Annotated in this window: 28 protein-coding genes; 5 read left to right on the forward strand and 23 right to left on the reverse strand. The window is 73.9% G+C overall.

Annotated elements, in window-relative coordinates; translation table 11 throughout:
* Nucleotides 1-24: 24 nt before the first annotated feature.
* A complete protein-coding gene (locus tag CRP29_RS02105) occupies nt 25-1,209 on the reverse strand; it encodes a zinc-dependent alcohol dehydrogenase (RefSeq protein WP_097193401.1) in 1,185 nt (394 codons plus the stop codon).
* A gap of 413 nt (nt 1,210-1,622) precedes the next feature.
* Here CRP29_RS02105 and CRP29_RS02110 point away from each other — a divergent pair, with 413 nt between their 5' ends.
* Complete coding sequence (locus CRP29_RS02110) at nt 1,623-3,287, forward strand: SpoIIE family protein phosphatase (protein ID WP_097193402.1); 1,665 nt, start codon at nt 1,623-1,625, stop codon at nt 3,285-3,287.
* Nucleotides 3,288-3,292: 5 nt separating this feature from the next.
* Here CRP29_RS02110 and CRP29_RS02115 read toward each other — a convergent pair whose 3' ends face one another.
* Nucleotides 3,293-3,988 (reverse strand): DUF6766 family protein, encoded by a 696-nt coding sequence (locus CRP29_RS02115; RefSeq protein ID WP_097193403.1) that lies wholly within the window; start codon nt 3,986-3,988, stop codon nt 3,293-3,295.
* 85 nt (nt 3,989-4,073) lie between these two features.
* A complete protein-coding gene (locus CRP29_RS02120; protein ID WP_097193404.1) occupies nt 4,074-4,460 on the reverse strand; it encodes a hypothetical protein in 387 nt (128 codons plus the stop codon).
* Nucleotides 4,461-4,596: 136 nt separating this feature from the next.
* Between CRP29_RS02120 and CRP29_RS02125 the strand changes: the two genes are divergently transcribed.
* Complete coding sequence (locus tag CRP29_RS02125) at nt 4,597-6,096, forward strand: phytoene desaturase family protein (protein WP_097194038.1); 1,500 nt, start codon at nt 4,597-4,599, stop codon at nt 6,094-6,096.
* An 8-nt stretch (nt 6,097-6,104) separates the two neighbouring features.
* Here CRP29_RS02125 and CRP29_RS02130 read toward each other — a convergent pair whose 3' ends face one another.
* The 9 genes from CRP29_RS02130 to dapE all read right to left on the reverse strand — a co-directional run bounded on the left by CRP29_RS02130 (nt 6,105) and on the right by dapE (nt 13,697).
* Complete coding sequence (locus CRP29_RS02130) at nt 6,105-7,571, reverse strand: hypothetical protein (protein ID WP_097193405.1); 1,467 nt, start codon at nt 7,569-7,571, stop codon at nt 6,105-6,107.
* Nucleotides 7,568-9,097, reverse strand: a complete 1,530-nt coding sequence (locus CRP29_RS02135; RefSeq protein ID WP_217991422.1) for a leucyl aminopeptidase family protein — start codon at nt 9,095-9,097, stop codon at nt 7,568-7,570. Before CRP29_RS02135 ends, CRP29_RS02130 begins: the two co-directional genes overlap by 4 nt.
* Nucleotides 9,098-9,168: 71 nt before the next feature.
* A complete protein-coding gene (locus tag CRP29_RS02140; RefSeq protein WP_012947303.1) occupies nt 9,169-9,336 on the reverse strand; it encodes a DUF3117 domain-containing protein in 168 nt (55 codons plus the stop codon).
* Between the two features lie 124 nt (nt 9,337-9,460).
* A complete protein-coding gene (locus CRP29_RS02145) occupies nt 9,461-10,003 on the reverse strand; it encodes a DNA-3-methyladenine glycosylase I (RefSeq protein WP_097193406.1) in 543 nt (180 codons plus the stop codon).
* Nucleotides 10,004-10,034: 31 nt separating this feature from the next.
* Nucleotides 10,035-10,940: a DMT family transporter gene (locus CRP29_RS02150; protein WP_097193407.1), complete on the reverse strand. Its 906-nt coding sequence runs from the start codon at nt 10,938-10,940 to the stop codon at nt 10,035-10,037.
* Nucleotides 10,937-11,416 carry an SRPBCC family protein gene (locus CRP29_RS02155; RefSeq protein ID WP_097193408.1) on the reverse strand — a complete coding sequence of 160 codons (480 nt, stop codon included), beginning with the start codon at nt 11,414-11,416 and terminating at the stop codon, nt 10,937-10,939. The genes CRP29_RS02150 and CRP29_RS02155 overlap by 4 nt, the downstream gene beginning before the upstream one ends.
* Nucleotides 11,409-11,747 (reverse strand): DivIVA domain-containing protein, encoded by a 339-nt coding sequence (locus CRP29_RS02160; protein WP_097193409.1) that lies wholly within the window; start codon nt 11,745-11,747, stop codon nt 11,409-11,411. The genes CRP29_RS02155 and CRP29_RS02160 overlap by 8 nt, the downstream gene beginning before the upstream one ends.
* Nucleotide 11,748: 1 nt before the next feature.
* Nucleotides 11,749-12,594 (reverse strand): LOG family protein, encoded by an 846-nt coding sequence (locus tag CRP29_RS02165; protein ID WP_176522794.1) that lies wholly within the window; start codon nt 12,592-12,594, stop codon nt 11,749-11,751.
* The gene (dapE, locus tag CRP29_RS02170; protein ID WP_097193410.1) at nt 12,591-13,697 is read right to left on the reverse strand and encodes a succinyl-diaminopimelate desuccinylase; all 1,107 of its coding nucleotides are present in this window, start codon (nt 13,695-13,697) and stop codon (nt 12,591-12,593) included. Before dapE ends, CRP29_RS02165 begins: the two co-directional genes overlap by 4 nt.
* Before the next feature lie 52 nt (nt 13,698-13,749).
* On the opposite strand from dapE, the gene dapD reads away from it, so the two are divergent.
* The gene (gene dapD / locus CRP29_RS02175) at nt 13,750-14,724 is read left to right on the forward strand and encodes a 2,3,4,5-tetrahydropyridine-2,6-dicarboxylate N-succinyltransferase (protein ID WP_097194041.1); all 975 of its coding nucleotides are present in this window, start codon (nt 13,750-13,752) and stop codon (nt 14,722-14,724) included.
* A gap of 66 nt (nt 14,725-14,790) precedes the next feature.
* Nucleotides 14,791-15,360, forward strand: a complete 570-nt coding sequence (locus CRP29_RS22955) for a hypothetical protein (protein ID WP_217991423.1) — start codon at nt 14,791-14,793, stop codon at nt 15,358-15,360.
* 10 nt (nt 15,361-15,370) lie between these two features.
* Here CRP29_RS22955 and CRP29_RS02185 read toward each other — a convergent pair whose 3' ends face one another.
* From CRP29_RS02185 to fdxA, 5 genes are all read right to left on the reverse strand, one after another.
* Nucleotides 15,371-17,761: an ATP-binding cassette domain-containing protein gene (locus CRP29_RS02185; RefSeq protein WP_097193411.1), complete on the reverse strand. Its 2,391-nt coding sequence runs from the start codon at nt 17,759-17,761 to the stop codon at nt 15,371-15,373.
* Between the two features lie 53 nt (nt 17,762-17,814).
* A complete protein-coding gene (locus tag CRP29_RS02190; protein ID WP_097194042.1) occupies nt 17,815-18,225 on the reverse strand; it encodes a VOC family protein in 411 nt (136 codons plus the stop codon).
* A 5-nt stretch (nt 18,226-18,230) separates the two neighbouring features.
* Nucleotides 18,231-18,698 (reverse strand): helix-turn-helix transcriptional regulator, encoded by a 468-nt coding sequence (locus CRP29_RS02195; RefSeq protein WP_097193412.1) that lies wholly within the window; start codon nt 18,696-18,698, stop codon nt 18,231-18,233.
* A 64-nt stretch (nt 18,699-18,762) separates the two neighbouring features.
* Nucleotides 18,763-19,878 (reverse strand): succinyldiaminopimelate transaminase, encoded by a 1,116-nt coding sequence (gene dapC / locus CRP29_RS02200; RefSeq protein ID WP_097194043.1) that lies wholly within the window; start codon nt 19,876-19,878, stop codon nt 18,763-18,765.
* Nucleotides 19,875-20,201 (reverse strand): ferredoxin, encoded by a 327-nt coding sequence (gene fdxA / locus CRP29_RS02205; protein ID WP_040337236.1) that lies wholly within the window; start codon nt 20,199-20,201, stop codon nt 19,875-19,877. Before fdxA ends, dapC begins: the two co-directional genes overlap by 4 nt.
* A 149-nt stretch (nt 20,202-20,350) precedes the next feature.
* Here fdxA and CRP29_RS02210 point away from each other — a divergent pair, with 149 nt between their 5' ends.
* Nucleotides 20,351-21,088, forward strand: a complete 738-nt coding sequence (locus CRP29_RS02210; protein WP_097193413.1) for a GNAT family N-acetyltransferase — start codon at nt 20,351-20,353, stop codon at nt 21,086-21,088.
* On the opposite strand, the gene CRP29_RS02215 is transcribed toward CRP29_RS02210, so the two are convergent.
* The 6 genes from CRP29_RS02215 to CRP29_RS02240 are packed head-to-tail and all read right to left on the reverse strand — an operon-like array spanning nt 21,045 to nt 26,393.
* Nucleotides 21,045-21,461, reverse strand: a complete 417-nt coding sequence (locus CRP29_RS02215; protein WP_245852316.1) for a hypothetical protein — start codon at nt 21,459-21,461, stop codon at nt 21,045-21,047. The two genes, CRP29_RS02210 and CRP29_RS02215, sit on opposite strands and share 44 nt — an antisense overlap.
* Entirely contained in the window at nt 21,458-22,351 is an 894-nt protein-coding gene (gene mshB / locus CRP29_RS02220) for an N-acetyl-1-D-myo-inositol-2-amino-2-deoxy-alpha-D-glucopyranoside deacetylase (protein ID WP_097193414.1), read from the reverse strand. Before mshB ends, CRP29_RS02215 begins: the two co-directional genes overlap by 4 nt.
* Nucleotides 22,352-22,375: 24 nt before the next feature.
* Nucleotides 22,376-23,470, reverse strand: coding sequence for an ABC transporter ATP-binding protein (locus tag CRP29_RS02225; RefSeq protein WP_097193415.1), 1,095 nt, complete (start codon nt 23,468-23,470; stop codon nt 22,376-22,378).
* The gene (locus CRP29_RS02230; protein ID WP_097193416.1) at nt 23,463-24,509 is read right to left on the reverse strand and encodes an ABC transporter ATP-binding protein; all 1,047 of its coding nucleotides are present in this window, start codon (nt 24,507-24,509) and stop codon (nt 23,463-23,465) included. The genes CRP29_RS02225 and CRP29_RS02230 overlap by 8 nt, the downstream gene beginning before the upstream one ends.
* Nucleotides 24,506-25,477: an ABC transporter permease gene (locus CRP29_RS02235; RefSeq protein ID WP_097193417.1), complete on the reverse strand. Its 972-nt coding sequence runs from the start codon at nt 25,475-25,477 to the stop codon at nt 24,506-24,508. The genes CRP29_RS02230 and CRP29_RS02235 overlap by 4 nt, the downstream gene beginning before the upstream one ends.
* A complete protein-coding gene (locus tag CRP29_RS02240; protein ID WP_097193418.1) occupies nt 25,470-26,393 on the reverse strand; it encodes an ABC transporter permease in 924 nt (307 codons plus the stop codon). Before CRP29_RS02240 ends, CRP29_RS02235 begins: the two co-directional genes overlap by 8 nt.
* Between the last annotated feature and the right edge of the window lie 24 nt (nt 26,394-26,417).

Genomic DNA, 26,417 nt, shown 5'->3' on the forward strand with positions numbered 1-26,417 from the left:
CACTGCGCCGGTGAGCGAGGAGGCTCAGAGCTCGGGCTTGAGCTGCACCTTCACGACGCCGTCTTCCTTCTTCTGGAACTTGCGGTACATCTCCGGGGCCTGGGACAGCGGCACCCGATGGGTGGCGAAGGTGTCCACGCCGAGCGGGTCGGCGTCGGTGAGCAGCGGCATGATCTCCGGGATCCAGCGCTTGATGTTGCACTGGCCCATGCGCAGCTGGATCTGCTTGTCGAACATCGTCATCAGCGGCATCGGGTCGGCGGCGCCGCCGTAGACACCGGACAGCGAGATGGTGCCGCCGCGGCGGACGATGTCGATCGCGGAGTACAGCGCGTTGAGCCGGTCGACGCCGGCGTGCTCCATGATCGGTGCGGAGACGGCCTTGGGCAGCAGGCCGGCCGCCTTCTGGATGAAGCTCGTGGCCGGCGAGCCGTGCGCCTCCATGCCGACGGCGTCGAGCACCGAGTCCGGCCCCCGGCCTCCGGTCATGTCGCGGATGGCGTCGCCGATCTGCTCGACCTCGTTCAGGTCCACCACCTCGATGCCCCGCGCGCGCACCCGCTCGAGCCGCTCGGGGACCAGGTCCACCCCGATGACCCGGTAGCCCTTGTGCTGGCCGATCCGGCAGGCGAAGTCACCGATCGGGCCGAGCCCGAGCACGACGAGCGTGCCGCCCTCGGGGACGGCGGCGTACTCCACGCCCTGCCACGCCGTGGGCAGGATGTCCGACAGGTAGGCGAACCGGTCGTCGGCCGGTCCCTCCGGCAGCGGGATGTGGGTGAACTGCGCCTGCGGCACCCGCAGGTACTCCGCCTGCCCACCCGCGACCTCGCCGTAGAGCTTGGAGAAGCCGAACAGCGCCGCGCCCGTGCCGTGCTCGCGCACCTGGGTGGTCTCGCACTGCGTGTAGAGCTGCTGATGGCACATCCAGCAGTGCCCGCAGGAGATCTGGAACGGGATGGAGACGCGGTCGCCCACCTTCAGGTTGCCGACCGCCGACCCGACCTCCACGACCTGGCCCATGTTCTCGTGGCCGAGGATGTTGCCCACGCCCATGAACGGCGACAGCGGCTCGTACAGGTGCAGGTCCGAGCCGCAGATGTTCGACGTGGTGACCCGGATGACCGCGTCCGTCGGCTCCTGCACGAACGGGTCGGGCACCTCCTCGACGCGTACGTCCCGCTGTCCGTGCCAGGTCACTGCCTTCATGGGTCCACCGTTCGTCTCGTCGCGTGCGCGCCACCGTCGGCGCGAGGTCGCAGCTCCGGAGTGCCCGGGACGGGTGGGGCGAAACCGGGTCGCACGCCACGTCAGCTGCCGGAATGCCGGCGAGCGCCGGGTCCAGGTGACGACCGAGACGCTGGTCCTCGGCGCAACGAAGTCGATGTCCGCGCGCCCCTGGGCTGCATCGTTACAGCGACTGGACGGTGACGGGGTACAGCGACTGCAACGACTCGTGGGGCAGCACGCGCCCTGGCTGCGCCTTCGCTACGCCTTCTGAGCGGCCCTGCGAGCGGCTCGGATCCGGCCGAAAACCTTCTGGTCGGGGCTTCCGGCGCTCACGAATCGTGTGACAAGGTTGCACAGTCAGTGATCGAGCGAGGCCGGGGGACGTGGTGCCGATGGACCTCGGCCAGCTGTCGGCGATCCCGTCGGAGACCCTGCTCGACGCCCTGCCCGACGCCGTCGTGGTGGCCGACGGCGACGGCCGGGTCACCTATGCCAACGCGGCCATCCGCACGTTGCTCGGCCACGACCCCGCCGTCCTGATCGGCCGCTCGCTCACGCGGGCCCTGCCCCGGCGCTTCCAGCCCGGTCGCGACGGCAAGGCGCTGCGTCCGCAGGCGGCCGGGCGGGGCGAGCTGCTGGGCCGGACGACACAGCTCCCCCTGCTGCACGCCGACGGTCACGAGGTCCTCGTCGATCTCACCCTGGCCCGGGTCGATCCCTTCCCGGGCGCCCCGCCGGAGCAGCGCTCGGTGATCTGCGTGCTGCGCGACGCCGGGGCCACGATCCTGCTGGAACGCCAGCTCCAGGTCAGCCGCTACCTCGCCGCGACGCTGCGGGTGACCGCCGCGCTCACCGAGGCCGCGGACGCCGACGTCGCCTTCCAGCGGCTCCTCCCCACCCTCTGCACCGAGCTCGACTGGGACGCGGCGGTGCTCTGGGAGACCGACGAGCAGAGCGGCCGGCTGCGGCACGCCGGCACCTGGACCGCGCCCGAGGTGGACGTCCCGGCGCTGCGCGAGGAGACCCGGCGGACGTTCGGCCGCGGCGAGGGGCTGCCCGGCCTCGTCCGGCAGCGACGCACGCCGGTGGTCGTCGAGGACCTGTGGAGCGATCCCCGGTTCCTGCGCCAGCACGCAGCCCGCGCCGACGGCGTCCGCACGGGGGTGGCGTTCCCGGTGCTGCGCGGGGACACCGTCCTCGGCGTCTGCGAGCTGTTCTCGCGGACGCAGCGCTCGGTCCCTCCGGAGCTCGTCGACGTGCTCGCGCACGCCGGCCGGCAGGTCGGCCAGTTCCTCGGCCGGCTGCGCGCCGAGTCCGAGATGCGGTCCCTCGCCGAGACCCTGCAGCGCAGCCTGCTGCCCTCGCACCTGCCCACCGTCCCCGGCGTCGAGCTGGCCGCCCGCTACCGGGCCGGCGGCGGTTCCGCCCTCGTCGGCGGTGACACCTACGACGTCATGCCGCTGCCCGACGGCCGGTGGATGGCGCTCGTCGCGGACGTCTGCGGCACCGGCGCGGAGGCCGCGGCGCTGACCGCGCTCACCCGGCACACCGCCCGCGCCGCGTCGGCCGCCGGCTGCCCGGCGGCGGTCCTCGCCGCCGTCAACGCCGCGCTGCTGCACGAGCAGGGTGCGGCCCCCCTCCGCTTCGTCACCGCCGCCTGCCTGGTGCTGGAGAGCGGCCCCCGCGGGCACCGCGTCGGCATCAGCATCGCCGGACACCCGCCGCCGCTGCTGCGCACCGCCGACGGCACCGTCGTGGCGCTGGGCCGGCCGTCCGCCCCGCTCGGCGTGGACGCCGGCACGGCCTTCACCGACGCCACCGTCGACCTGCCGGCCGGAAGCACGCTGCTGCTCTACACCGACGGCGTCACCGAGGCGCGCGACGACGCCGGGGAACAGTTCGGGGAGGACCGCCTGGAGCGGCTGCTCGCGGACGCCGCCTGCTCGGACGCCGAGGGAGCCGTCGCGGCCGTGGCGGCCGCGGTCGAGGCGCAGGTCGCGGGCTCGCGGCACGAGGCCGACGACATGGCGCTGCTGGCCCTGACCGTGCCGGCCTGACCGGCTCAGCCGGTCGCGCCGGTGTCGGCGTGCGGCGCGCCCACCGGCTTGGACTCCGGCGATCCGCGCTGCCGCAGGTACACCGCGAAGATCGCCATCGACCCCACGGCGAGCATCTCCGACTGCCAGTTCTGGAAGCTGCGGTTCCAGAAGTCGGCCTCGCCGAGATACCCGGCGAAGGTGACCGCGTCCTGCCGCTGTCCCAGCTGGTCGCTGTTGTAGGCCACCCAGCCGGTGACGGCGGACGCGGACCAGGTCAGCAGGAACAGCCCGCCCATGACCAGCCCGAGCGAGCGGGAGAAGATCGTCGTCCGCCAGCCACCGGCCCGCACCCAGGCCGGCGAGCCCTCGGTCGCGTGCCTGCCGACCTGCTGCTCCCGGTCGCTCTCGGTGCCCTCCTGGCCGGGCTCCTTGGACTCGCTGGAGCCCTTCTGCACCAGCCACGCGGTCGCGAAGACGTAGAGGAAGAACTGCAGGTACTCCGACTGCCAGTTCTCCATCACGTCGACCATGAACGACGACGAGGTGACGTAGTCCAGCAGTGCCATCGGCTCGAGCCCCTCGGCCCGCTGCTCCGCGTTGACCTGGGCCACGCCGGACACCGCCTGGCCGCCGAGGGTCGCCAGGAACAGCCCGCCGAACACCAGGCTGAGCGCGTTGTTGCGCAGGAAGCCGTAGGCCGTTTCGTCGACGCCGCTCACCGGCCGATCGCCCCCAGCACGAGGGCGTAGGCGATGCCCAGCAGGATCACGACGAGGTAGATCGCGAAGACCGCCTTCACGCCTCTCACGGCCCCTCCAGCTCGCAGTCGTAGGGCAGCTCTCCGCGCGGCTCGCACGCCGCGGCGGTCACCCGCCAGCCGCTGCCGGTCTCGGTCAGGAAGACCACGTCGCGGCCGATGCGCACCTGGGCGTCGCCGCCCCACACCTCGACCGCGGTGACCGCGCCGCCCGGGAGCGGGACGTCGGTGATCGCGTCGGCGCACGCGCTCGCCGCCTCGGACTCGAGAGCGGCACGGGTCGCCGGTGCCAGGAGCTCGCAGCGCTCCTCCGGCGTCCCGCCCGGATCCTCGAAGGCGGTGACGACCACCCGCACGTCGTCCTCGGACGCTGCGGCGCACCCGGTCAGGGCCAGGGCGCCGGCTCCGACGAGCACCGCGACCGTTCCACGCACGGCTCCTCCTCGCACAGCAGCGGGTCCGGCGCGCAGCTCGACCGGACGCAGAGCCGCTACCCCCGCCCGGCCTGCGGACACACCCCGTCCCCCGACCGGGCGAGCGACGTCCGCTGGTCCGGCTACCGTGGCCGACGTGGCGCGGGTGGCGGTGGTGGGCGCCGGGCCCGGCGGGCTGGCTGCGGCCGCCCGGCTGGCCGCGCAGGGCCACGCGGTGACCGTGCTCGAGCAGTCGCAGCAGGTGGGCGGCAAGCTCGGGCTGCTCACCGTGGAAGGGCACGCGTTCGACACCGGGCCGAGCCTGGTCACGCTGCCGCAGGTCTACCGCGACCTCTTCGCCGCGACCGGCGGCCCGCTGGAGGAGTCGCTCGACCTCGTACGGCTGGACCCGGCCGTGGCCTACCGGTTCGCCGACGGGACGCGGCTGACGTTCCCCGGCTCCCCCGCCGCCGTACCGGCCGCCCTGGACGCCGCTCTGGGGGCCGGAGCGGGAGCGCAGTGGGCGGCGCTCATGTCGCGCGCCGAGCACATGTGGCGGATCAGCGAGGGCCCCTTCCTGCGCACGCCCCTGGCCGGCGCGGCCACGCTGGCCCGCCTCGCCCGCCGCCCGGCCGACGTCGCCACGATCGCCCCCTGGACATCGCTGCGCGGGCTCGGCGAGCGGTACCTGCGTGACCCGCGGCTGCGCATGCTGCTCGACCGCTACGCGACCTACTCCGGCTCCGACCCGCGCAAGGCGCCGGGCGTGCTGGCCACGGTCGCGCACGCGGAGCAGGCGTACGGCTCCTGGTACGTGCGCGGCGGGCTGCACCGCCTCGCGCTCGCGGTGGCCGAGCGGGCCGCCGAGCGCGGCGCCGTCCTGCGGACCGGGTGCGCGGTGCGGCGCGTCGTGGTCACCGGCGGCCGGGGGGCCGGCGTGGAACTGGCCGACGGCGAGGTGGTGCCGGCCGACGTCGTCGTGTCGGACGCTGACGCCGCCGCCCTGTACGCCGACCTGCTGCCCCCGGATCTGTCCGCGGCGCCCCGCCGGGCGCTCGGCCGCGCGACGCCGTCCCTGTCCGGGTTCGTGCTGCTGCTCGGGCTCCGCGGGCGGACGCCGGACCTCGCCCACCACACCGTGCTCTTCCCCGCGGACTACGACGCCGAGTTCGACGCGGTCTTCGGCACCGGCCGGCACCGCGGTGCGCCGCAGCCGGTGGCCGACCCGACCGTCTACGTCAGCGCGCCCGACGACCCCGCGCTGCGGCCCGACGACGACAGCGAGTCCTGGTTCGTGCTGGTCAACGCGCCCCGGCACGAGCCCGGGCGCGGGGTCGACTGGGACGAGCCGGGACTGGCCGAGCGGTACGCGGACTCCGTGCTGCAGGTGATGGCCGACCGCGGGCTGGACGTCCGCGACCGCGTTCGGGTGCGGGTGGTCCGCACCCCCGCCGACCTCGAGCGCGACACCGGGAGCGTGGGTGGGTCGATCTACGGGACGTCGAGCAACGGCGCCCGCGCGGCGTTCCTCCGCCCGGCCAACGCCTCCCCCGTGCCCGGCCTGTTCCTGGTCGGCGGCTCGGCGCACCCCGGCGGCGGCCTGCCCCTGGTGACCCTGTCCGCGGAGATCGTCGCCCGGCTCGTCGGCCCCGCCTGACCGACCGGTCAGCCTCGGGCGGCTCCGTAGCCGAGCAGCGCGGCCAGGCCGAGGGCGCTGCGCGGTGCGTAGGCGGTGCGCCAGAGCCCGCCGTGCGCCGCCTCGTACGACTCGTCCTGCCAGGGGTGCTCGTGCGCCGGCCCGCCGCCGGTGTGGAGGTCGTGCACCAGCAGCGCGGCCATCAGCACGTTGGAGGTGGCCGGCTCGAAGATCTCGACGCCGAACCGGTGCGCGCCCGCGTAGGCGGCGGCCAGCGCCCGGTTCTTCACCACCGAGCGGGTGCGGGTCGGCGGCGCCACGTTCATCGACACCGTGGTCCCGGCCGCCCGCGCCGTCGTGGCGCGCCAGCGCTGCAGTCGCTTGGCCAGGGCGTAGTTGGGCCCCTGCTGGGCGACCAGGCTGTCGGCGATGCCGGGATCGGTGCCGGGCACGTACGCGCGCTGCAGCAACCGGCCGCCCGACACCGTGCGCAGCGGGCGGCCCAGCAGCTTCGCCCCGCGCGAGCGCTCGGCGTAGGCCTGGACGGACTGCGCCACCGCGTCGGCCGGGACGGCGAAGACGTCGGTGGGGGTGGCCAGGAACGCCAGGGCGGCCTCCGGCCGGGCCGCCGCCAGCCGCACGGTCAGCGCGTCGACGGCGGTCGACACCCGCACGTTGGTCGCGCCGTCGGCGTAGACGTAGTTGCCGAGCACGAGCCGGCCGGGCAGCGCCGCGGACCAGTCGGCGACCGAGGGCACCTCGGTGATCAGGTCGGCCCCGGCACTCGCCGGGTCGACGTCGGCCGCCGCCTCGTCGACCGGCACCAGCAGGGTCCCGGCACTGCTCCGTGCGGTGTCCAGCACCCGCTCCCACAGCGGCGCACGGGGCAGGTCGACGCCGGCGACCCGGGCTCCCCACCGCAGCAGCGCGGTCAGCGGACCCATCTCGGCGCCGGCGCCGAGCACCACCACGGTGCTGTCGGGCAGCGCCAGCCACTCCGGGTGCGCGGCGACGGTGCGGACCGCCTCGGCGCACGAGGGCTCGACGACCCCGGCAGCGACCCAGGCGTCCAGTTGCCGCAGCAGCGCGTCGCCCCGCAGCCGTCCGCCGTGGAAGGGCAGCGAGAGCTCCCGCTCCGGCTCGGCGCTCCCGCGCACCTCCACCGTGTGCAGCGCCCGACCGGCGGGCGCGGTGGTGAGTCCGTCGAGCGGGGTCTCCCCGTCGGGACCGGCCACCCGCATGCGCTCGTGCAGCGAGGTCAGGCCGGCGTCGGCGATGGCGCGCGCGGCCGCCGCGGAGGGCAGCCCTGCCTCCACCAGGCGGCGGAAGTGGGTGAGGTACCCGCCCCGCCAGTTGGTCTCCCGTTCGGCGGCCAGCGCGCCGGCGGCGTCGACCGCACGCAGCGCGTCGGCGGTCACCGCCCGGCCGAGTGCCGCGGTGCTCCGCCGGCCGTCCGGTCCTGCCGGGAACACGACACCCTGCTCGTCCTCGTTCATCGCGTCCTCTCTACAGGATCGCCGTGCAGCGGGGCACCCGCCTCCAGCCACCGCAGCAGCGTGCGGGTGCCGAAGCCGGTGCCACCCTTGACCGTCTCGGCGTGGTCCGAGCCCGACCGGGCCGGGCCGGCGATGTCCAGGTGCGCCCAGGGCAGCCCGCCGGCGAACGGCTGCAGGAACAGCGCCGCCGTCGTGCCGCCGGGGTGGCCGGGTGCGTTGTGGGCGTCGGCGAGGGGGCTCTCCAGCAGGTGGTCGTACTCCTGGGCCAGGGGCAACCGCCACAGCGGCTCGCCCGCGACGGCACCGGCGGCGCACAGTGCCTGCGCCAGACCGTCCGTGGTCGCGTACAGACCGCCGGTGCGGGCGCCCAGCGCCTGCTTCATCGCACCGGTCAGCGTGGCGAGGTCCACCAGCGCCGTGGCGCCGAGCTCGAGCCGGGCGTAGGCCAGCGCGTCGGCCAGGACGAGCCGGCCCTCGGCATCGGTGTTCCGCACCTCGGTGGTCCGCCCGCCGACGTGCCGCACCACGTCGGCCGGGCGGTAGGCGGCTCCCGACACGGCGTTCTCCGCGGCCGGGACGACGGCGGTGACCGCGACCGGCAGCGCCATCCGGGCCGCGGCGTCGACGGCCGCGAGCACGGCGGCTCCCCCGGCCACGTCGGTCGCCATGTGCCGCATGCCGGCGTTGGTCTTGATCGAGAGCCCTCCGGTGTCGAAGGTGATCCCCTTGCCGACCAGCACCGGGTGGGCCGGCCCGGCCGACGGTGGCCGGTACGTGGCGACGACGACCCGGGGCGGCGAGGCGGAGCCCCCGCCCACGGCCAGCACCCCACCGAAGCCTCCGGCGCGCAACTCGTCGGGCCCGAGCACGGTGACGGTGACGTGCGGCAGCGCACCCAGCCGGCGCCGCGCCTGCTCGGCCAGCCAGGCCGGGTTCTTCCGGTGCGGCGGCGTGTTGACCAGGTCGCGCGCCCACGCCACCGAACCGGCGGTCACCTCGCCGGCGGCCGCCGCGACCCCGCCGGCCTCGGCTCCGGACGCGACGACGGCCACCGTGGCGAGCCTGCGGGGCGGCCGGGCCGAGGAGTCGCGGTAGCGGTAGCCGGCCAGCAGCGCGGTCTCGACGGCGGCGCGGATCTCCTCGGGGCCGGCGGGCTCGAGGGCGCCGTCGAGCGGCAGCACCAGGCGGGTCGCGCCGTGCTCGGCCAGCGTCTGGGCGCGGCGCACGCAGATGCCCACATAGCGCCGCAGCTCCGGCAGCGTGCCCCCTCCCGCGCCGACGGCGAGGACGCTGCGGGGCCTGCGGCCGGCGATCGGCACGTTCGTGATCGTCCCGGCGCTCCCGGTGTTGCCGGTGTCGGCGAGCGCGCCGGTGAGCAGTTCCGGGCTGACCGCCGGGGCCGGCCCGGTCAGCCAGGAGGGCAGCGCGCCGCCCTCGCCGACGGGGACGGCGAGCAGGTCCTCGGTGCCGAGGGCAGGCAGTCCGGCGAGCAGGTCGACCTCCGGGAACGGCGCGGCCCCGGCCACCGGCTCATCGCCGGCGGCCGGGGCCGTGTCGTCCTGCGCTGCGCTGCCCGGGGGCAGCTCGGCGGAGGTGGTCAGCTGGTCGCGCCCTTGAGCGCCTCCGACAGCGCCGCCGCCTCGTCGGGCGACAGCTCGACGACGAGGCGACCGCCTCCCTCGAGCGGCACGCGCATGACCAGGCCGCGGCCTTCCTTGGTCACCTCGAGGGGACCTTCACCCGTGCGCGGCTTCATGGCCGCCATGCGTGCCTCCTTCGCCGGCCACACCGCTCCCCGCCGGGGCGGGAGGTGGGGTGGCGTCCATCACTGCTGGAACTCCGAGACCAATGATCCCGTATGCGGCTCCGTCGTCCAACACGAGGTCCCTTCAGGGTGACGCGCGGAAGCAGTCGGCCACGTGATCGTCGACCATCCCGGTCGCCTGCATGAGCGCGTAGGCGGTCGTGGGGCCGACGAAGACGAACCCACGACGCTTCAGCTCGCGGGCCATCGCGACCGACTCGGCGCTGGTCGCCGGGACGTCGTCGAGGGTGGCCGGCCGCGCCCGCGGGCCCGGCGGAGCGAAGGACCACAGCAGCGCGGAGAGGCCCTCGGGCTGCTGCTGCGCCGTGCGGGCGTTGCGGACGGCGGCGGCGATCTTGGCCCGGTTGCGCACGATCCCGGCGTCGGCCATCAGCCGGGCCTCGTCGTCGTCGCCGAACTCCGCCACGGCGTCGATCGAGAAGCCCGCGAACGCCGCCCGGAACGCCGGCCGCTTGCGCAGGATCGTGATCCAGGACAGCCCGGACTGGAACGCCTCCAGGCAGAGACGTTCGAAGAGGGCGTCGTCGCCGTGCAGCGGCGTCCCCCACTCCTCGTCGTGGTACTCGACGTAGTCGGGGGACGACTCGGCCCAGGCACAGCGCTGCACGTCGGCGACCGTAGTCCCGGGTGCTGACGGTTCAGCGGGCCGCGGCGTCGAGCGCCTCGGTGCCGGGTACGGACGGCGCCGCCTCGTTGCGCCGGGTCGCCAGGACGCAGCCCGCCAGCACCAGCGGCAGGCCGAGCGCGATCCCGAGGGTGAACGGCTCGTCGAGGAGCAGCACGCCCAGCAGCACCGCGACCGCCGGGTTGACGAAGGTGATCACCAGCGCCCGCTGCGGGCCGACCTCCCGGATGAGGGCGAAGAACAGGGCCAGTGCGATCGCGGTGCACAGCACGCCGAGGGCGGCGAGGGACAGCAGCACCTCGCCCGAGGCGTCCACGGCGCCCCCGAGCTGCGGCAGGGCGAACGGCGCGTAGACGACCGTGGTGACCGCCAGCGCCACCGAGGCGGCCGCCACCCCGGGCACGTCGGGCAGCCGGCGGCTGACGACCAGGGGCGCCGTCGCGTAGCCCACGACCACCAGTCCGACCGCGACCACGGGCAGCAGTTGCGCGCCGTCGGTGTCCAGCCCGAGGAGCGCCGCGATGCCGACGACCCCCAGCCCCATGCCGGCCATCCGCACCGGGGTGAGCCGCTCCTCCTCCCCCGCCAGCCGCCCGGCCAGCGCGGCGACGAACGGCACCGCGGCCACCAGCAGGCCGGTGAGCGAGGAGGACAGCGACTGCTCGGCGTACGAGAGCAGCAGCCACGGCGCCGTCATCTCCAGCACGGTGAACACCAGCAGCCAGCGCCACTGGCGCAGCGCCGTGCCCAGCCCGCCGCGGCGGATCGTCCACGGCAGCAGGAGGGCCGCGCCGATCGCGCAGCGCACGAAGACCACGACCACCGGCGAGACCTCGCCGACGGCCACCTTGATCAGCAGGTACGGGACGCCCCAGATGACCGACATGGCCAGGAACAGCGCCCAACCACGGCGGCTCACCGAGCCGGCGCTCCCCCCGCCCGGGCCGCCACCGCGGCGAACCGGCGCAGCGAGCGGCGCACGCCCCACCGCACGAACGGCCGCACGGCGTACCAGCCCGGGGTCAGCACCACCCCGAACCAGCCCCACGGGAGGTAGAACCGCTCGGTCCAGACGAAGGTGGCGTGCTCGCCACGGGGCTCGATCTCGAAGATGCCCGGCCCGCGGATCACCCGCCCGGTGTGCTGCACCTCGACCAGCCGCGGGGGCTCCCACTTCGTGATCACCATGGTGTCGAGCAGCCCGAGGTGCCGGCCGCCGGGCAGCGGCAGCCCGGTGCGCGCCGCCAGCCGCCCGCCGACCCCCTGGGCCGGCCCCCCGACGGTCTCGACGTCGGTGGCCACCATCCACTGGCCCTGCCCGACCCAGTCGGTCAGCACCTCCCAGACGCGCTCGGGGGTCGCCTCGACGTCGATCCGCTCGACCAGCTCAGGCATCGGGTTCCTCCTGTGGTGCCGCCGGAGCGGTCTCGGCCGGGCGCTGCTCCCGGAGTGCGGCGAGCTCCTCGTCGCGCTCGTCCAGCGTCCGGGCCAGCTGCTCGAGCAGCCAGTCGACCTCGGTCATCCGGTAGCCCCGCACGGTCACCGTCATCCGCACGGCCCGGACGTCGTCGCCGGCGACCGGACGCCCGACCGGCAGCTCCACCGGTGAGCGGTCCAGCTCGGCGGGCGGCTGGGTCTCCCCGCGGCCCATGAGCAGCGCGGCGCCGAGGAACAGCAGCGCCGCGACGACCACGACGCCGACGAGGACGAGGAGGAGGTCGAGCACGTCAGGCGTCCGACGGGCCGAGCGGAGCCCGCATCCCGCCTCCGCTGTCCCCCGGCGAGCGGCCGGCCTCGGCCGCCCGGATCGCCGCGATGACCTCGCCGACGTCGTCGGTGACGGTCAGCAGGTCGAGATCCCGTGGGGCGATCGTGCCGGTGGCGGCCATCGTGTTGCGGATCCAGTCGACGAGCCCCGACCAGTAGTCGGAGCCGAAGAGGATCACCGGGAAGCGGGTGACCTTGCCGGTCTGCACGAGCGTCATCGCCTCGAACAGCTCGTCGAGGGTGCCGAACCCGCCGGGCAGGATCACGAAGGCCTGCGCGTACTTCACGAACATGGTCTTGCGCACGAAGAAGTAGCGGAAGGTGATGCCGACGTCGACCCACTCGTTGAGCTCCTGCTCGAACGGCAGCTCGATGCCCAGCCCGACGGAGAGCCCGCCGGCCTCGCAGGCGCCACGGTTGGCCGCCTCCATCGCGCCGGGACCGCCACCGGTGATGACCGCGTAGCCCGCCTGCGCCAGCGCCGCGCCGATGGCCGCACCGGCCGCGTAGTGCGGGTGGTCGGCGGGGGTGCGGGCGCTGCCGAAGACGCTGACGGCGCGCGGCAGCTCGGCCAGCAGGCCGAAGCCCTCGACGAACTCGCTCTGAATTCGTAGAACGCGCCACGGGTCGGTGTGCACCCAGTCGGTCGGGCCGCGGCGGTCGAGCAGCCGCTGGTCGGTCGTCGTCCCGATCGTCCTCGGGTCGGGCTCGCCTCCGCGCAGCATGACCGGGCCCTTGTGGCGGGCACGCCGGCGTCCGCCCACCGGCGGCTCCTGCGGCGCCGGCGGGGTGGGGGGAACGGTCATGCGGAGCTCCCTGACAGGTAGGCGACCAGCGCGTCCTCCGCCGGCTGCAGCCGGTCGATCGCGACGTGCTCCTCGCGGGTGTGGGCCAGCCGGGGGTCACCGGGGCCGTAGTTGATCGCCGGGATCCCGAAGGCGGCGAACCGGGCGACGTCGGTCCAGCCGAACTTCGCCCGTGCCGGCCGGCCCACGGCCGCGACGAAGGCCGCGGCGGCCGGCTCCGCCAGCCCCGGCAGCGCCCCGCCGGCGTTGTCGACGAACTCGAGCGTGGCGCCGTCGGCGACGGCCTGCGCGAACACCTCGCGCACGTGCGCCTCGGCGGCGTCCTCGTCCCGGTCGGGCGCGTAGCGGAAGTTGACCAGGAGGGCGGCCTCGTCGGGGATCACGTTGCCCGCGACCCCGCCGGAGATGCCGACGGCGTTGAGCCCCTCCCGGTAGGTGCAGCCGTCGATCTCCACCTCGCGCGCCCGGTAGGCGGCCAGCGTCGCCAGCGGCCCGGCCAGCCCGTGGATCGCGTTCTGCCCCAGCCAGCTCCGTGCGCTGTGCGCCCGGTGACCAGCCGCCGACAGCCGCGCCCTCAGCGTGCCCTGGCAGCCCGCCTCGACCTCGCCGTCGGTGGGCTCCAGCACGATCGCCAGGTCGCCGTACAGCCATCCCCGGCGTTCGCGGGCCACCCGGCCGAGGCCGTTCTTGACCGCCTCGACCTCCTCGTTGTCGTAGAAGACGAAGGTCAGGTCGCGCGCCGGCTCCGCCCCCGGGACGCCGAAGCGCCCGGCCAGGCGCAGCATCACCGCGTCACCCGACTTCATGTCGCTGGTGCCGCAGCCGTAGAGCCGGTCACCCTCGATCCGGCTGGGCACGTTGTCCGCGATCGGCACGGTGTCCAGGTGGCCGGCGAGCACCACGCGGGTCGGCCGGCCCAGGTTGGTGCGGGCCAGGACGGCATCACCGATCCGCTCCACCTCCAGGCCGCCGAGGGCGCGCAGCGCCGCCTCGACGAGGTCGGCCAGCGGCTTCTCGTCCCCGGAGACGGAGGGGACGTCGACCAGCGCACGGGTCAGCGTGAGGACGTCGGCGGAGAGGTCGAGCGGAGGGAGGTCACTCACGCCGCCGAGCCTAGGGGGCGCTCCCGTGGCCCGGCTCGGTAGCGTCGTACCCGTGACCGCTGCGCCCGTCTCCGCATCCGCCGCCGGCCTCGCGACCGTGACCCCCTCGGGCACGGTCCTGGACACCTGGTACCCCGAACCGCGGCTGGGTGCGCCCGACGGCGGCAAGGCGGGGACGACCCGCATCGGCGCGCTGGACCTCGCCGGCGAGCTCGGCCCCGACTACGGCGGCCTGGTGCGCAGCGATGAGGCCCGCGGCGTGGAGGTCATCGCCGTCCGCACCGTCATCCCCGACCTCGCCGCCCCGCCGGTGGACACCTATGACGTCTGGCTCCGGCTGCACCTGCTCTCGCACCGGCTGATCGCGCCCCACGGCGCGAACATGACCGGCGTCTTCGGGCTGCTCACCAACGTGGCCTGGACCAGCGCCGGCCCGGTCGAGGCGGCGACCTTCAACGCGCACCGGCTGCGCGCCGCCGTCGGTCACGTGACCGTGTTCGGCGTCGACAAGTTCCCACGGATGGTCGACTACGTCATCCCCTCCGGCGTGCGCATCGCCGACGCCGACCGGGTGCGCCTGGGCGCCCACCTGGCCGAGGGGACGACGGTCATGCACGAGGGCTTCGTCAACTTCAACGCCGGCACCCTGGGCCCGTCGATGGTCGAGGGCCGGATCAGCGCCGGCGTCGTCGTCGGCGCGAACAGCGACATCGGCGGCGGCGCCTCGATCATGGGCACGCTGTCCGGCGGCGGCACGGAGGTCATCTCGGTCGGCAGCGGCTGCCTGCTCGGCGCGAACGCCGGCATCGGCATCTCGCTCGGCGACGACTGCATCGTCGAGGCCGGCTGCTACGTCACCGGCGGCTCGCGGGTCACGCTGCCCGACGGCTCCGTGGTCAAGGCGCGGGAGCTCTCCGGCCGCGACGGCCTGCTGTTCCGCCGCAACAGCGTGAGCGGAGCGCTCGAGGTCGTCGACCGGAAGGACCGCGCCTGGGGCGCGCTCAACGCGGAGCTGCACGCCAACTAGCGACTGCGACCACCGTCACCGCGTCCGTCCAGGGAACGGCCAGGAACCGAACCTAGGCTCGGGTCGATGCCCACCTCCACCGCCCGCCGGGCTCCCCAGCGGCGCGGACGGTCGCGCCGCACGGACAACTGGTGGCCGCTGGCGATCGTGGCGGCGATCGTGTTCGTGGGCGTCGCGTGGGCACGCTCGGCCGACGACATCCCCGAGGCGGGCAGCTGCACCGTCGACGGCGGCACGGTCTCGGTGACCGCCGAGCAGGCGCAGAACGCGACCACCATCGCGCGCGTCGCCCGCGAGCGCGGGCTCCCCGACCGGGCTGTGGTCATCGCACTCGCCACCGCCCAGCAGGAGTCCGGGCTCCGCAACCTGGACTACGGCGACCGCGACTCCCTGGGCCTGTTCCAGCAGCGGCCCTCGCAGGGCTGGGGCACCCCGGAGCAGGTCCAGGACCCGGTCTACGCGGCGGGCAAGTTCTACGACGGCCTGGTCGAGGTCCCCGGGTGGGAGACCGGGCGGCTGACCGAGGTCGCCCAGACGGTGCAGCGCAGCGGCTTCCCCGAGGCCTACCAGAAGCACGAGGGGCTGGCTCAGGATCTGACCGCCGCGCTGACCGCGAACGCCCTGACCTGCACCTGAGCCGGTCCGTTCACCGGCCGACGTAGGCCGACAGGTGCTCGCCGGTCAGCGTGGAGCGCGCGGCGACCAGCTCCGCCGGGGTCCCCTCGAAGACGACCCGCCCGCCGTCGCGGCCGGCGCCCGGACCGAGGTCGATGATCCAGTCCGCGTGCGCCATGACCGCCTGGTGGTGCTCGATGACGACGACCGACCGGCCGGCGTCGACGAGGCGGTCCAGCAGCCCGAGCAGGTTCTCGACGTCGGCCAGGTGCAGCCCGGTCGTCGGCTCGTCCAGGACGTAGACGCTGCCCTTCTCCGCCATCTGGGTGGCCAGCTTCAGCCGCTGCCGCTCGCCGCCGGACAGGGTGGTCAGCGGCTGACCGAGGCTGAGGTAGCCGAGCCCGACGTCGGCCAGCCGGTCGAGGATCGTGTGCGCCGCGGGCACCTTCGCCTCGCCGGCACCGAAGAACTCCTCGGCCTCGGCCACCGACATCGCGAGCGCCTCGGCGATGTTGCGGCCGCCGAGCGTGTACTCGAGCACCGAGGCCTGGAACCGCCGGCCCTCGCACTCCTCGCAGGGGGACTCGACGGTGGCCATGACGCCCAGCTCGGTGAAGATCACGCCGGCGCCGTTGCAGGTCGGGCAGGCGCCCTCGGAGTTGGAGCTGAACAGGGCGGGCTTCACGCCGTTGGCCTTCGCGAACGCCTTGCGGATCGGCTCGAGCAGCCCGGTGTAGGTGGCGGGGTTGCTCCGCCGCGAGCCCTTGATCGCGCCCTGGTCGACCACCACGACGCCCTCGCGACCGGCGACCGAGCCGGTGACCAGCGAGCTCTTGCCGGAGCCGGCCACCCCGGCGAGCACGCACAGCACGCCGAGCGGGATGTCGACGTCGACGTCGCGCAGGTTGTGCGTGGACGCCCCGCGGACCTCCAGGGCGCCGGTCGCCGTCCGCACCGTGTCCCTGACCGTCGCCCGGTAGTCGAAGTGCCGGCCGGTCGTGGTGTCGCTGGCCCGGAGCTCCTCGACGCTGCCCTCGAAGCAGACGGTGCCGCCGCCGGAACCGGCGCCGGGGCCGAGGTCGACGACGTGGTCGGCGATCGCGATCGTCTCCGGCTTGTGCTCGACGACCAGCACGGTGTTGCCCTTGTCCCGCAGCTGGAGCAGCAGCCCGTTCATCCGCTCGATGTCGTGCGGGTGCAGCCCGATGGTCGGCTCGTCGAAGACGTAGGTGACGTCGGTGAGCGAGGAGCCGAGGTGGCGGATCATCTTGGTGCGCTGCGCCTCGCCGCCGGACAGGGTGCCGGCGGCCCGGTCGAGCGAGAGGTAGCCCAGCCCGATCCCGGTGAACGAGTCGAGCAGGTGCTGGAGCCCCTTCAGCAGCGGCTTCACGCTCGGCTCGTCGAGCTCGCGGACCCAGTCGGCCAGGTCGCTGATCTGCATCTCGCACAGGTCGGCGATGTTCTTGCCCCCGATGCGGGACGACCGGGCCTCCGGGGTGAGCCGGGTGCCGTCGCACTCCGGGCAGGTCTGGAAGGTGATCACCCGCTCGACGAAGCGGCGGACGTGCGGCTGCAGGGCGTCGATGTCCTTGGAGAGCATCGACTTCTGGACCTTCGGGATCACGCCCTCGTAGGTCAGGTTGATGCCCTCGACCTTGATCTTGGTGGGCTCCTCGTAGAGGAGGGTGTTCAGCTCCTTCTTCGTGTACTTGGCGATCGGCTTGTCCAGGTCCAGGCCGATGCCCTGGAAGAGCCGGCCGTACCAGCCGTCCATGCTGTAGCCCGGGACGGTCAGCGCCCCCTCGGCCAGCGACTTGCTGTCGTCGTAGAGCGCCGTGAGGTCGAAGTCGGAGACCGAGCCCATGCCCTCGCACCGCGGGCACATGCCGCCGAGGTAGACCGCGTCGCGCACCACCGCCTTCTCGACCCGGCCGCCGGCCTTCTCGGTGCTCATCACGCCGCTGGCCCTGCGCGTGGGCACGTTGAAGGAGAACGCGGTCGGCGGGCCGATCTGCGGCGTGCCCAGCCGGCTGAACAGGATGCGGAGCATCGCGTTGGCGTCGGTGGCGGTGCCGACGGTCGAGCGCGGGTTGGCGCCCATCCGCTCCTGGTCGACGATGATCGCCGTCGTCAGGCCCTCCAGGAGGTCGACCTCCGGCCGGGCCAGCGACGGCATGAAGCCCTGCAGGAAGGCGCTGTAGGTCTCGTTGATGAGCCGCTGGGACTCCGCGGCGATCGTCGCGAACACCAGGGAGCTCTTGCCCGAACCGGAGACGCCGGTGAAGACCGTCAGCCGCCGCTTGGGCAGCTCGACGCTGACGTCCTTGAGGTTGTTCACCCGCGCGCCGAGCACGCGGATCACGTCGTGGCTGTCGGCGGCGTGCACCGCCGTCTCCTGCCCGGTCGTCGTGGCGCTGCTCAACGTGGCTCCCTCCGTGCGGCGATCGGTCCAGGGGTAGGACGGGCGCAGGCCGCTCAACTGAGCTGCTGGATGCGGATCATGTTCCCCGCGGGGTCGCGGACGGCGCAGTCGCGCACCCCGTACGGCTGGTCGGTGGGCTCCTGCACGACCTCGGCGCCGCGGCCCTCCAGTTGGGCGAAGGTGCCGTCGACGTCCGGGGTGGCCAGGTTGACGCCGAAGTAGCTGCCCTTGGCCATGAGCTCGAGGATGGTGCGCTGCTCGTCGTCGGTGAGCCCCGGCGTCGCCGTCGGCGGGTGCAGCACGATGCTGGTGTCCGGCTGGCCGGGTGGGCCGACGGTGATCCACCGCATCCCGTCGTAGCCCACGTCGAGTCGGACCTCGAAGCCGAGGACGTCGCGGAAGAAGGCCAGGGAGGCGTCGGGATCGGTGTGCGGGAGGAAGCTGGAGTGGATGCTGATGTCCATGGCCGTCACGCTAGGGACGGCTCGGGGGCCGGTGCTTCTTCGTTCCTGACCGATCGACGCACGCGCACCGGCCGGGTCACCTGCTTGGCCACGCACGACGGCAGTCCCGCTGCCTCCTGCGACGCCGCCCGGCGGTAGACGCTGGGCGGCATGCCGACGAGCTCGGTGAAGCGGGTGCTGAACGTGCCCAGGGACGAGCAGCCGACGGCGAAGCAGACCTCGGTGACGCCGAGGTCGCCCCGGCGCAGCAGCGCCATCGCCCGTTCGATCCGCCGGGTCATCACGTAGGCGTACGGCGATTCGCCGTACGCGGCCTTGAACGCACGGCTGAGGTGACCGGCCGACATGTGCGCGCCGCGGGCCAGCGACTCGACGTCGAGCGGCTGCGCGTACTCCCGGTCGATCCGGTCCTTCACCCGGCGCAGGCGCGCCAGGTCGCGCAGCCGCTGCTCCTGCGCCGGTCCGCTGGTCACCCGCGGGATGCTGCCACGTCCTGCCGACGGGTTCGAGCGCCTCCGCCGCGCTCGGGGGAACCGGTCAGCCGGCGAGGCGCGCCACGGCGGTGTCGATCCGCTCGTCGGTGGCGGTGAGGGCCATGCGGACGTGCCGCTCCCCACTGGGTCCGTAGAACGCACCCGGCGCGGCGACGATCCCGAGGCCGGCGAGCCAGTCGATGGTGGCCCAGCAGTCCTCGTCGCGGGTGACCCACAGGTACAGCCCGGCGGCGGAGTGGTCGATCCGCAGCCCGGCGCCACGGACGGCGGCGGCGAGCCGGTCGCGGCGGGCCCGGTAGCGCTCGCGCTGCGCGTCCACGTGCGCGTCGTCGGCGAGCGCGGCGGTCATCGCGGCCTGCACCGGCGTGGGCACGAGCAGGCCCAGGTGCCGCCGCACCTCCCACACCCGGCGGACCAGCGCGGGGTCGCCGGAGAGCAGGCCGCCGCGGTACCCCGCGGCGCTGGACTGCTTGGACAGCGAGTGGACGGCGAGCAGTCCGGCATGGTCGTTCCCGGCGACGGCGGGGTGCAGCAGCGAGCGCGGCTCGACGTCCCAGCCGAGGGTCACGTAGCACTCGTCGGAGGCGATCGGCACGCCGTGCGTCCGGCCCCAGTCGACCCAGGCGCGCAGTTCGTCGTCGTCCATCACGCGGCCGTGCGGGTTGCCGGGCGAGTTCAGCCAGACCAGGACGACGCCGTCGGCGTCGGCCGGCGGGACGTCGGTGCGCCGGACGTCCAGGCCGGCCACCACGGCGCCCACCTCGTAGGTCGGGTAGGCGACCGACGGGATGAGCACGGTGCCGCCGGAGAGGCCGAGCAGGGTCGGCAGCAGCGCGACCAGCTCCTTGGAGCCGACCGTGGGGATGACCGACGGGTCGGCACCCAGCGGGTCGGCGACCGTGACGCCCAGCCGCCGGCTCAGCCAGCCGGCCGCTGCCGTGCGCAGCGCGGCCGTGCCGAGCGCCGCGGGATAGCCCGGGGCGTTCCCGGCCGCGGCGAGCGCCTGCCCGAGCAGCGCCGGGGTGTCATCGACCGGCGTGCCGATCGAGAGGTCGACGACGCCGCCGGGGTGCTGCGCGGCCCGCTCGCGGGCCGGCTCCAGCGCGTCCCACGGGAAGTCCGGGAGGACGCGGGGAGCCCCCGGGAACCGGGTGGTCAGTGCCCTTCGCCGCGGGGCGGGAGAGCCGCGACCAGCGGGTGGTCCTTGTGGATCTTCCCGGTCTTGGCGGCGCCACCAGGGCTGCCCAGGTCGGAGAAGAACTCCACGTTGGCGTTGTAGTAGTCCTTCCACTTGTCCGGGACGTCGTCCTCGTAGTAGATGGCCTCGACCGGGCAGACCGGCTCGCACGCACCGCAGTCGACGCACTCGTCGGGGTGGATGTAGAGCATCCGTTCGCCCTCGTAGATGCAGTCCACCGGGCACTCGTCGATGCACGCCTTGTCGAGGACGTCGACGCAGGCCTCGGTGATGACGTAGGTCACGGTGGTTCCTCCCGGGGGCGGTACGGGCTGCGACCGCTGGACGGTCGATCGCTGCATTAGTATCACCCTCCCGCACGCGGATGGCCGGGAAGGGTGCCCTTCCCCGCGGCGTCACCCCGGAGAGGGAGCGCTGCGGGCCCCGTCGCAGGATGACGGGCGTGACCGACGTGCGCCGCCTCGAGGAACTCGCCGCCCGCACGTGGCGCGGCCTGGAGGAGCAGCAGCACGGCGACTGGCTGCTGCGCGCGGCGGACGGCTTCAGCGGCCGCGCCAACTCCGCCCTCGTCGTCGGCGATCCGGCCGAGCCGCTCGAGGACGCCGTCGCCACCGTCACCCGCTGGTACGACGCCCGGAGGCTCACCCCGCGGGCCCAGCTCCCCGGGCCGGCCGGCGCGGCCGACGCGGCGTTCGCCGCCGCGGGGTGGACGCGCGCCGAGGACGTCCTCGTCCTCACCGCCCCGCTGAGGCCGTGGTCCGCCCCGGAGGTGGCGGTGCAACTCTCCCCCGAGCCCGACGACGCCTGGCTGGCCGGGTACCGCTACCGCGGCGCCCCGCTCCCGCCCGCTGCCCGGGCGGTGCTGACCCACGCCGACGACCCGCTCTTCGCCTCGGTGCGGCCGACCGCGCACGACCACCCCGCCGCCGTCGCCCGCGGAGTGGTGGAGGAGGGCTGGCTGGTGATCACCGCGGTCACCGTGGCCGAGGAGTTCCGCCGCCGGGGGCTGGCCCGGGCGGTCATGGCCGCGCTCGCCGGTGCGGGGCGCGAGCGCGGGGCGCACGCGTGCCTCCTGCAGGTCAGCGACGACAACGAGCCGGCGCTGGGCCTCTACGCCCGGCTGGGCTTCACGGAGCACCACCGCTACCACTACCGGTCGGCACCGGCCTGACACCTGCGGCCAGCACCCGGCCGGCCGCGAAGGCCGCCGCGAGCACGCCGAGCAGCAGGAACGCCATGCCCACCCAGCCGGTGACCCCGGTGCCGACCAGCACCAGGTCGCCCTCGGGGCGCCGGACCATGGCGGCCAGCGCCACCACCAGCCAGACCAGGGCCGGCAGCACGGCGACCACCCGGGAGCCCGACAGCCGGTGGGCCAGCCGCACCAGCAGCAGGTTGCCGACCACCGCGGCGAGCACGGACAGCGGCACGGGGACGACGCCGGCCTTCAGCGGCAGCCAGAACACCTCGACCAGCGCCAGCCAGGCGCCGGCGGCGACGGCGAGCACCGACCATCCGACGGTGGCGGCGGCCCGCCCGATCACAGGTCCAGGCCGGCGAACAGGTCGTCCTCCCAGCCGTCCGGGCCGGCGGCCGGGCCGCGCTCGCCGCGCACCAGCCGGTAGTGCTCGGTGGCCATGACCTCCAGGCCCAGGTTGTTCGAGAGCGCGAAGAACGGGCCGTCGACGGTGATCTGCGTGGGGTGCGAGCGCATGGCGGCGTCCTTGCGGTCGGCGTGGGCGCGCGCGTCGACGGCGGTGGTGACGACGTCGTCCGGCACGACGAACGACACGTCGTCCAGATCCCCGAGACCGTCGAACACGGACGCCTCGCCCAGCGCGGCCATGGCGTCGATGCCCGCCTGCACCACCGATCGCGGCATCGCGTTCCAGTAGACCTTCGCGATCTCCCAGGCCGCCCCGAGGTCGGGCCGGTAGCCGGGGTCCGCCGCGGCGTCCACGGCGCGCATCGCCACCCGGTGGGCCTGGATGTGGTCGGGGTGGCCGTAGCCGCCGTTCTCGTCGTAGGTCGCCAGCACCTGCGGCCGAACCTCGCGGATCACGGCCACTGCGTGCGCCGTCGCCTCGTCGAGGTCGGCGTTCCAGAAGGCGCGGGGGTGCTCGTTGGCCCGCGTCCCCATCATCCCGGAGTCGCGGTAGCGGCCCGCGCCGCCGAGGAACCGGGAGTCGGTCACGCCGAGCGCGGCCATGGCGTCCCGCAGCTCGCCGATCCGGTAGCCACCGAGCTGGTCGGCCTGGTCGGCGGCCAGCTGGGCGAGGTCGGGGACGAGGATCTCGCCCTCCTCCCCCAGCGTGCAGGTGAGCAGGGTGACCCCTGCCCCCTCGGCGACGTAGCGGGCCATCGTGGCGCCGTTGCCGATCGTCTCGTCGTCGGGGTGGGCGTGGACGAACAACACGCGGCGAGAGGAGGTCACCCCGCGATCCTGCCGGATCACCGACTACTCGACGTCGACGGGGACGACCGCCCGGGCCTCGGCGAAGTGGCACGCGGACGGGTGCCCCTGGCCGCGGTCGACCAGCTCGGGTGCCTCGGTGGCGCAGATGTCCTGCGCCTTCCAGCAGCGCGTCCGGAACCGGCAGCCCGAGGGCGGGTCCGCCGGGCTCGGGACGTCGCCCTGCAGCAGGATGCGGTCCTTCTGGCCCCGCAGGTGGGGCTCGTGCAGGGGCACGGAGGACAGCAGCGCCTGGGTGTAGGGGTGCGACGGCGTCGTGTAGACCTGCTCGTCGGTCCCCTCCTCCACGATGGAGCCCAGGTACATCACGGCCACGCGGTCGGAGATGTGCCGGACGACCGACAGGTCGTGCGCGATGAAGAGGTAGGAGAGACCGAAGTCGTCCTGCAGGTCCTCGAGCAGGTTGACCACCTGGGCCTGCACCGAGACGTCGAGCGCCGAGACCGGCTCGTCGCAGACGATGATCTCCGGCTGCAGGGCGAGGGCCCGGGCGATGCCGATGCGCTGGCGCTGGCCGCCGGAGAACTGGTGCGGGTAGCGGTTGACGTAGTCGGGGTTGAGCCCGACCCGGTCGAGCAGCTCCTGGGTGCGCTTGAGCCGGTCCTTGCGGGGCGCGATGTCGGCGTGCACGGACCAGCCCTCGGCCACGATGTCGCCGACGGTCATCCGCGGGTTCAGCGACGAGTAGGGGTCCTGGAAGATGATCTGGACCTCGCGCCGGTACTGCTTCAGCGCCCGGCCGGACATCTTCGCGACGTCCTTGCCCTTGTAGAGGATCGACCCGCCGGTCGGCTTCTCGAGCGCGACCAGCAGCTTGGACACCGTCGACTTGCCGCAGCCGGACTCGCCGACCAGGCCGACGGTCTCTCCCCGGCGCAGGGTCATGTTCACGCCGTCGACGGCGCGCACGTGCCCGACGGTGCGCTTGAAGAGGATCCCCTGCGTCAGCGGGAAGTGCTTCTGCAGGCCGCGGATCTCCAGCAGCGTCTCCCCGAGCGGGCCCCGGGCCGAGGCGCCGGCCGGGGACGTGACGGGAGCGGACGCCGCGGTGGCGCCGGTGGGTGCGGACGGCTCAGACACCGAGGACCTCTTCGCTGTAGTGGCACGCTGCCTCGCGGCCGGGGGCGACCAGGCGCAGCGGCGGGAGGTCGGTGGCGCAGTCGCGACCGGGCGCGGCCTCGGCGCCCAGGCGGCGGCGCGCGCACCGCGGGTGGAAGGGGCAGCCGCTCGGGATGGCGGCCAGGTTCGGCGGCTGGCCGACGATCGGCTGCAGCCGGCCGCCCTTCGCCTCCACCTGGGGCACCGAGTTCATCAGGCCCTCGGTGTAGGGGTGGCCAGCGTCGGTGAAGACGTCGTCGACGGTGCCGCGCTCCACGATGCGGCCGGCGTACATGACCGCGACGCTGTCGGCGACCTCGTTGACCACGCCCAGGTCGTGGGTGATGAGGATCAGGCCCATGCCCGTCTCCCGCTGCAGGTCCTTGAGCAGGTCCATGACCTGCGCCTGCACGGTGACGTCGAGCGCGGTGGTCGGCTCGTCGGCGATGAGGATCCGCGGGTCCAGGGCGATCGCCATGGCGATCATGACGCGCTGGCGCATGCCGCCGGAGAACTGGTGCGGGTAGTCGTTCACCCGCTTGGCCGCAGCCGGGATGCGCACCCGGTCCATGAGCTCGATGGCCTTGGCCTTGGCCTCCTTGCGGGAGGCCCCCTGGTGCACCCGGAACATCTCGCCGATCTGCCACCCCACGCTGTAGACGGGGTTCAGGGACGACAGGGCGTCCTGGAAGATCATCGAGATGCCCGGGCCGCGGATCTGCCGCTGGTCCTCCTCGGACATCGTCAGCATGTCCCGGCCCTCGAACCGGATGGACCCGCGGACCACCGCGGGCGGGACGTCCAGGATGCCCATGATCGCCTGGGCGGACACCGACTTGCCGGAACCGGACTCACCGAGGATCGCCAGGGTCTCGCCCTCTGCCAGCGTGTAGCTGACGCCGTTGACGGCGTTGACCACGCCGGAGCGCTGCCGGAACTCGACGTGCAGGTCGTCGACCTCGAGCAGCGTGGCGCCCGTGGTCGCCGGCTTCGGCGTGGGGTCGATCTGGGACTGGGTCATGCGCGCTGCCTCGGGTCGAGGGCGTCGCGCAGGGCGTCGCCCATCAGGATGAACGCCATCACCGTCAGCGTCAGCACGATGCTCGGGAAGAGCACCAGGTGCGGCGCCGTGCGGATCAGGTCCTGGCCGGCCGCGATCTGCAGCCCCCAGGAGATGGCCGGCCGCTGCAGGCCGACGCCGAGGTAGGTCAGCGTCGCCTCCGCGGCGATGAGCACGCCGATGGTGATCGTCGTGTAGACGAGCACCGGCGCGACGGCGTTGGGGAGGATGTGCCGGATCAGGATGCGGCTGTTGGACGCCCCCATGGCCCGTGCGGCGGCCACGTAGTCCGAGCTCTTCACGGCGATGACCTGCGAGCGAACCAGCCGCATCGCCGTCATCCACCCGAACAGCGCCAGCGCCAGCGCCACCGCGCCCGGACCCCGGGTGTTGAGGATCGGGATGTCGGTGGTCGGGCCCACGCGCAGCAGCACCAGGGCGCCCAGGATGAGCGGCAGCGCGTAGAAGATGTCCGCGATGCGGGACATGATGCCGTCGACGAAGCCGCCGAAGTAGCCGGCGATCGCGCCCACGACCACGCCCAGCAGCAGGACCACGACCACGGCGAAGATGCCGATGATCAGCGAGTTGCGGGCGCCGTAGACGACGTTGGCCATGTAGTCGCAGCCCTGCTGGTCGTACCCGAACCAGTGCTGCGCCGAGGGCAGTGCCTTGGAGTTGGCCAGGTCGCACGCGCGGGGGTCGGCCCCCCGCACGAACAGCTGCGGGAACAGCGCGACGACCACGAGCAGCGCCGTGAGCACGGAGCCGATCCAGAAGAGCGGGTTGCGCTTGAGCGCCCCCCACGCGTCGGACCACAGGCTGTTCTGCCGCGAGCTGAGCGGGTCGACCGACGGGCTGGCCAGCCCGGTCGTCGTCCCGGCCTCGACCTCGTCCTTGCGCAGGTCCATCTGCTGCTGGTCAGTCATAGCGGATCCTCGGGTCCAGGATGGCGTAGAGGATGTCGACCACCAGGTTGAAGAAGATGAAGAAGAACACCATCAGCGTCACGATGCCGACGACGACGGCGCCCTCCTGCGAGCTGATGGAGTCGAACACCTCGCGGCCGATGCCGGGCAGGTTGAAGACGGTCTCGGTGACGATGGCACCACCGAGCAGTGCGCCGATGTCGGCGCCGATGAACGTGACCACGGGGATCAGGCTGTTGCGCAGCGTGTGCCGGATGATGACCCGGCTCCGGGGCAGGCCCTTCGCCCGCGCCGTCCGCACGTAGTCCGCACGCATGTTCTCGGCGATGCTCGTGCGGGTCAGCCGGGCCACGTAGGCCAGCGAGCCGGAGGCCAGCACCAGGCCGGGCAGCACGTAGCTGAACCAGCCGTCGCGGGTGCCCGCGATGGGGAACCAGCCGAGCTTGAGGCCGAACAGCAGCTGGGCGATGAAGGCCAGCACCAGGATCGGGATCGACACGATGATCGTCGTCGACACCAGGACCAGGTTGTCGAAGTAGCTGTTGCGGCGGATGCCCGCGAGGACGCCGGCGATGATGCCGATGATCGTCTCGAAGAGGACGGCGACGATAGTCAGCCGCACCGTGACCGGGAGCGTGCGCTCGATGGTGTCGAGCACCGGGCGGCCGCGGAAGTCGGTGCCCAGGTCACCGCGGAGCAGCCCCTTGAGGTACTCCCAGTACTGGATCCAGAGCGGGTCGTTGAGGTGGAAGCGCTCCTTGAGCACCTCGACCACGGCCGGGGACAGCGGGCGGTCGCCGCCCAGGGCACGGATGGGGTCGCCCGGCAGGGCGAACACCATCGCGAAGATCAGGATGGACGCGCCCAGCAGTACCGGGATGGTGAGCAGCAGGCGGCGCGCTACGTAGCGGCCCATGGTCCCCCTCGGGTGCGAGCCCGG

The sequence above is a fragment of the Blastococcus aggregatus genome (assembly GCF_900221005.1).
Lineage (GTDB): Bacteria > Actinomycetota > Actinomycetes > Mycobacteriales > Geodermatophilaceae > Blastococcus > Blastococcus aggregatus.

What these genes read in the sequence shown, in the direction of transcription:
- CRP29_RS02110 (WP_097193402.1), top strand. Translation starts at nt 1,623, where the DNA reads ATGGACCTCGGCCAGCTGTCGGCGATCCCGTCGGAGACCCTGCTCGAC.
- CRP29_RS02235 (WP_097193417.1), bottom strand. Translation starts at nt 25,477, where the DNA reads ATGACTGACCAGCAGCAGATGGACCTGCGCAAGGACGAGGTCGAGGCC.
- CRP29_RS02190 (WP_097194042.1), bottom strand. Translation starts at nt 18,225, where the DNA reads ATGGACATCAGCATCCACTCCAGCTTCCTCCCGCACACCGATCCCGAC.
- CRP29_RS02210 (WP_097193413.1), top strand. Translation starts at nt 20,351, where the DNA reads ATGACGGGCGTGACCGACGTGCGCCGCCTCGAGGAACTCGCCGCCCGC.
- CRP29_RS02230 (WP_097193416.1), bottom strand. Translation starts at nt 24,509, where the DNA reads ATGACCCAGTCCCAGATCGACCCCACGCCGAAGCCGGCGACCACGGGC.
- CRP29_RS02155 (WP_097193408.1), bottom strand. Translation starts at nt 11,416, where the DNA reads ATGCCTGAGCTGGTCGAGCGGATCGACGTCGAGGCGACCCCCGAGCGC.
- CRP29_RS02165 (WP_176522794.1), bottom strand. Translation starts at nt 12,594, where the DNA reads ATGACCGTTCCCCCCACCCCGCCGGCGCCGCAGGAGCCGCCGGTGGGC.
- CRP29_RS02140 (WP_012947303.1), bottom strand. Translation starts at nt 9,336, where the DNA reads ATGGCGGCCATGAAGCCGCGCACGGGTGAAGGTCCCCTCGAGGTGACC.
- CRP29_RS22955 (WP_217991423.1), top strand. Translation starts at nt 14,791, where the DNA reads ATGCCCACCTCCACCGCCCGCCGGGCTCCCCAGCGGCGCGGACGGTCG.
- CRP29_RS02240 (WP_097193418.1), bottom strand. Translation starts at nt 26,393, where the DNA reads ATGGGCCGCTACGTAGCGCGCCGCCTGCTGCTCACCATCCCGGTACTG.
- CRP29_RS02130 (WP_097193405.1), bottom strand. Translation starts at nt 7,571, where the DNA reads ATGAACGAGGACGAGCAGGGTGTCGTGTTCCCGGCAGGACCGGACGGC.
- CRP29_RS02105 (WP_097193401.1), bottom strand. Translation starts at nt 1,209, where the DNA reads ATGAAGGCAGTGACCTGGCACGGACAGCGGGACGTACGCGTCGAGGAG.